We start from the raw sequence: 5607 nt of genomic DNA on the forward strand, positions 1-5607 counted from the left end.
AACAGGAAAGTTAAGCTCTACAGCGTCAATGGTACTGCACGGGTGACTGTGTGGGAGAGTAGAACGTTGCCAGGTAAGAAGATACTTAGTTTATACTAGGTATCTTTTTTTTTAGATTAATATAAATTAAGAGAAAAACTAGGGATTTTAAATTTATATGTATAAAATTTATTGAAATGTTAAATTATGTATGGTATTATGTATGATAAGAATGTTTAGTGTGTTATCAATTAAGTTTGAGCATAAGCTGAAAAGGAATATTATCTTAGAGTAAGAGATAATATTGAACTTTTCAGCTTTTTTTTGCTTGAAAATATAAAATTCTAAAAATTTTAATATACGTTAAGTAGATAATATTAACACATAATAAATATTATGTATTAATATATATAAATTTTAAAAAGGGGAGAGAAAAATGAAAAAATCATTTATTAAAAAGTTGAGTTTGTCTTTAGTATTAACTTTAGGTGTTGGAATTTTATCTAATACAACATTAGTACATGCAGACAATAAGGCCCAGTATATTGAAAAGTATGAAATTTATCCAATTCCACAAGATATTCAATATACTGGAGGAAGTGTAAGTATTCCTAATGAATTAAATCTTGTATGTAAAGGGGAAGTAGATGAAGCAACAAAGAATCATTTGAAAGATACTTTAGAGCTTTTAGATTCAACTATAGTAGAATCTAATTCTGTTGAAGAAAACAAATTTAATATTATAGCTAGTATAGCTACAGAAGGAATTGACTATACTCCAAAAACTGAAAATTTATTTGAAAAGTTTGATGCTAATGTTTTAGAGATTACTGATAATAGTATCAAATTAATAGGGAATGATAGTGATGCATTATATTGTGCAGTAACAACATTACAATTAATGATAGAACAATCATCAAACAATGAACTATTAAAAAATGTAGTAGAAGATTATGCTGATATTCAATATCGTGGATTTATTGAAGGATATTATGGGATACCATGGTCAAACCCGGAAATAATTTCTTTAATGGAATTTGGTAGTAGAACTAAATTAAATACATTTATTTTTGCACCAAAGGATGATCCATATCATAATAGCAGATGGAGAGATCCATATCCTCAAGAAGAGTTAAATAAAATGGCTGAAATAATTGAAGCTGGTGTTAGAACTAAGAATCGTTTTGTTTATGCTATACATCCATTTATGAGCAATGGTATAAATAAAGAAAATTATGATCAAGAAATGCAATATATAATTGATAAGTTTGAAAGCTTATACAATTTAGGAGTAAGACAATTCGCATTACTTGCAGATGATGCGGTTTCTGAAACCGCATTACAAGTTAAAGCAATTAATACTTTAACAGCGTGGTTAGATTCTAAAGAGGGTACATATCCTTTAATTTTCTGTCCACAAGCATACAGTGGTTGGCCAGGAGCATCTTATTATAATCAATTTAGAGATGGAACAACAATTACAATTGGTGGAGAAACACAACAAGTTCCTTCAGTTAAAGAAGATGTTGAAATTATGCATACAGGTCCAGCTATAATTGGTAATGTAGATGATAATTTAAACAATGGATTTAAAGATGTATCTGGACGTTATCCATATATGTGGTTAAACTGGCCAGTTAATGATTACACAGATTCAACATTATTTATTGGTAAGGCAGAAATGCTTAGAAAAACTAAAAAATTAAATGGATTAGTTTCAAATCCAATGTGTGAAGCAGAATTATCAAAAATAGGATTATTCCAAATAGCAGACTTCTCTTGGAACGTTGATGATTTTAATGTTGATTCTTCATGGGATGCTTCATTTAAAAATGTTGATGAATCTGTTGAAGAAGAATTAAGAATTTTATCTAGACATATGTCATATCCAAGAGATGGTGTTTATCATCAAACAGGATTAGCATGGGAAGAATCAGAAGATTTAGCAGAGCCAATTGATGCTTTAAAAGCTAAATTAGAGGCAGGAGAAAATGCCACTGTAGAAGCTGAGTCACTAAAAATTAAGTTAGAAGAAATATTAAATGCGGCTAATTCATTAATGAAAAAAGCTCAAAATGAAGGTTTAAAGAAAGAGTTTGAACCTTATAGAGAGTCACTAGTGGCTACATTAGAAGCTTCTATATCTGGATTAAATTCAATAATTGCAATTGGGGCAGAAGATTATGATACTGCTTGGAATGAATATTCTAATATAGCAACTAAGATTATTGCTTCAAATTCTGTAACTAAGCCAGGACTTAAACCAGGGGGATATACAAAGTTAGAGGTTAAACCAGCTACTAAGAGATTACGTCCTTTAGCTAACTACTTAAATTCAAAATTAGGTAAGGAGCTAAATAAAATATTAGGATTAGAAAATAGTACCGTAGCAAGACCTTATTACAACTTTAAGGATTGGTCTAATGTAGCAGAAAATGAATTCAATAAGTATAATGATGGAGATATATCAACATATACGGAATTAACTGGTGGCGGAAAGATGCAAAGAGTAGAAGATTACTTTGGATTAGATTTAGGCGAAGTTAAAGATTTAGTAAATGTGTCAATTGTACAAGGTCGTGATGATTCAGATGCTAATATATTCCATTATGCAGTTCTTGAAGCATCTAAAGATGGGGAAAAGTGGACAACTATTAAAGATTATTCAGAAGAAGCTGCTAATAATAATATTAATGTGGATACAAATATTTCAGCACGTTATGTTCGTTTACGTTTAACTAAACAAGGATATAATAATAAAGCTGATTATTGGGTTCGTGTTCGTGAAATGTCTGTAGTTGTTAATGATGGTATTAAGATGGTAAGTAACGCTGAAAATATTAATGGCGCTAATCTTATAGATAATAAAGATAATGTATCATTAGAATTACAAGAAACTACATTAAATACTGATGAATATGTTGCTATTCAATTACCTAAATTAGAATCAATTAACGTAAGTAATATAGAGTTACCAGAAGGCGTTGTTATTGAACAGTCAGAAAACTTCAAGAGTTGGAACACTTTAGAAAACAATAATGATGAAATAATTGCTCGTTATATAAGAGTAAGAAATAATTCTGATTTTCCTGTTAGCTTAACTGAAGTTTTAAATATTGCTATTGAAGTAGTTGAAGAACCTTCAGTATCAGTAGGTACTACTTATGGACAAGCTGATGCTAATGGAGCTAAAAAGGATAATCCTTCACAGAAAATATTCTCTGTAGATGGATTAACTGAAGGAAATCACAAGATTACAATAATCACTGAACCAAGTGGAGCAAACAGCAATCAATATAAAGCATCTGTGGATAAGTTTGTTGTTAAAAATGGAGAAGAAACTTCAGAAGTTAATATTACAACAACAGCTCCAGGGATTGTATTATCAACAGGAAATACTTCAAAAGCATGGAGTATGTGGTCACCAAAGACTGGATGGTTAAATCAAGATGAAATTTATTTAGTTGATACAACTGGTACTATCGAATATGAATTCAATGGAACTGGTATTGAATTATATGGTGCATTTGGACCAGATATGTGTAAATATAATTACTTTATAGATGGTGTAGCATATGATAATTCATTAAATAATGTATTTGACGGACAAGATTCTACTAAAGGTCACTACAAAACTAAGAACTTAACTATAGATATGGGACAAAAGATTGCTTTAAACCACATCCAAGTTAAAGTTGCAGAGGATGTAGCAACTGAAAATCCACAAGCAGTATTAGGTCAAGGTAAGGTACAAGTTTCAGTAGATGGTAATGAGTGGGTTAATGTAAAAAACTTTAATATTCAAGGAAATGAGCAAACAGAAGATGGATTTAATGGTCGTGAGGTACCATATTTCTGGATGGATATTAATGTTGAAGGAAATACAGAATATAGATATATTCGTTTAGCATATGAAGAAGAAAAAGAGTTTATAGTAAATGAAATTTCAATTAATAATGGACAATCGTTATTTGGAAGTAAAATATACGAAATTTCAACTACTGAGGAACTATCTAATACAAATCAATTATCAAGTTTAGTTGATAAACAGTTAGAAACAAAATTTACTATACATGCAACTGAAAATCCAGGATATTTAACTTATAAGTTAACAGATAGAGATCAAATTTCTGCTATTACTATAATTCAAAATGCTAATACTATTTCAAATGCTAATGTTGAAGTATTAACAAATGGGAAATGGAAATCTATTGGAAGATTAGATAAATCAATAAATTTATTTGATATTAGTAATTTAGCAAATACAACAGGGCTTAAGATTTCATATGACTCTATAGTAGCAGATTTTCAATTAATTGAAATAACTTATACAACAGATGCTAATTTAGTGCCTCCAGTTGAAATAAATTATAATGTTACATTCGTAAATGGAGAAAATAAAACTGTAGTGGAAGTATTAGAAGGTGAAACTGTTATAAGACCAGAGGATCCACAAAAGGAAGGGTATTCTTTCTTAGGATGGTATTTAGGAGAAGAGTTATTTGACTTTAATACTAAAATAATAGAAGATATTATTTTAGAAGCTAAATTTGAAAAGATTGTTAGTACTAATAAAGATGCATTACAAATAATTATTGATTATGCTGATGAAATATTATCAGAAGGTGTGTTGGAGGGTGTAGTTCCAGCTGTAGTTAAAGAGTTTAATGAAGCATATGAGAATGCAAAGATAGTTTTATTAAATTCATCTGTGACTCAAAAAGAAGTAGATGATGCATTCATTAGATTAAGTAATGTAATTCAAATGTTAGAGTTTAAAAAAGGTAATAAAGAACAGTTAATTTCTTTAGTAGAAAAAATAGATAAGTTAAATTCAGAAGAATATATAAAAGCTACTTGGGATAACTTATCAGTAGTATTATCAGCTGCTAAAAATGTAATTGTAGATGAAAACGCAATGGAAGAAGAAGTGAGTAATACTTATGAAAGTTTAATAAGAGCATTCTTACAGTTAAGATTGAAACCAAATAAGGATAGATTACAAGATTTAATAGAGAAAGTTGAAGAGTTAGATTCTGTTAAATATACAGAAGAGTCTTGGAGTAATTTAAAGGATAGATTAAATGATGCTAAATATGTTATGACTAATGAGGAAGCAACTGAAGAGGATGTTGAAAAGGCAACTAATTCTTTACAAATTGCATTAGAAAAATTAGTCATTGCAGATGCAAGCGATGTTAATAATGGCAACAATAATAATTCTGGGGAAGGAAGTAATAATGGAAATAATTCCTCTGAAAATAATAGTGGTAATTCTAATGTGAATAACTCTAATAAATTACCTAAAACAGGAGGAACAGCTGCAGTTGGATTATTAGGTGTATTAACAGCAGGAGCAGGTGTAATTTTAAGTAGAAAAAAGAATAAATAAGTTAATTAATACTTAAAAATCTTAAATGAGTTTATTATAGACAAAAAGTACTTTCTAAATTTTGAGAAAGTACTTTTTTTTATTTTGTATTTAGAATACCACAGGTTCGACCTGTGGTTCCGGAAAGCTTCTAGCGGTGAGTAGAAATAAAAAAACCTCCGTTGTAAAATTATAGTAGGTTTGCCGACCACAACTATAATACAAGGAGGTATCCAATATGGATAATAGTAGTTTAG

General features: G+C 29.4%; 1 protein-coding gene. It reads left to right on the forward strand.

Annotation, left to right across the window (positions count from 1 at the left end):
• Positions 1-415: 415 nt before the first annotated feature.
• Positions 416-5371 carry a beta-N-acetylglucosaminidase domain-containing protein gene (locus tag I4V51_RS20225; RefSeq protein ID WP_195990245.1) on the forward strand — a complete coding sequence of 1652 codons (4956 nt, stop codon included), beginning with the start codon at positions 416-418 and terminating at the stop codon, positions 5369-5371.
• Positions 5372-5607: the final 236 nt, after the last annotated feature.

The sequence above is a fragment of the Clostridium sp. D53t1_180928_C8 genome (genome assembly GCF_015667795.1).
Taxonomy (GTDB): Bacteria; Bacillota; Clostridia; order Clostridiales; family Clostridiaceae; genus Clostridium.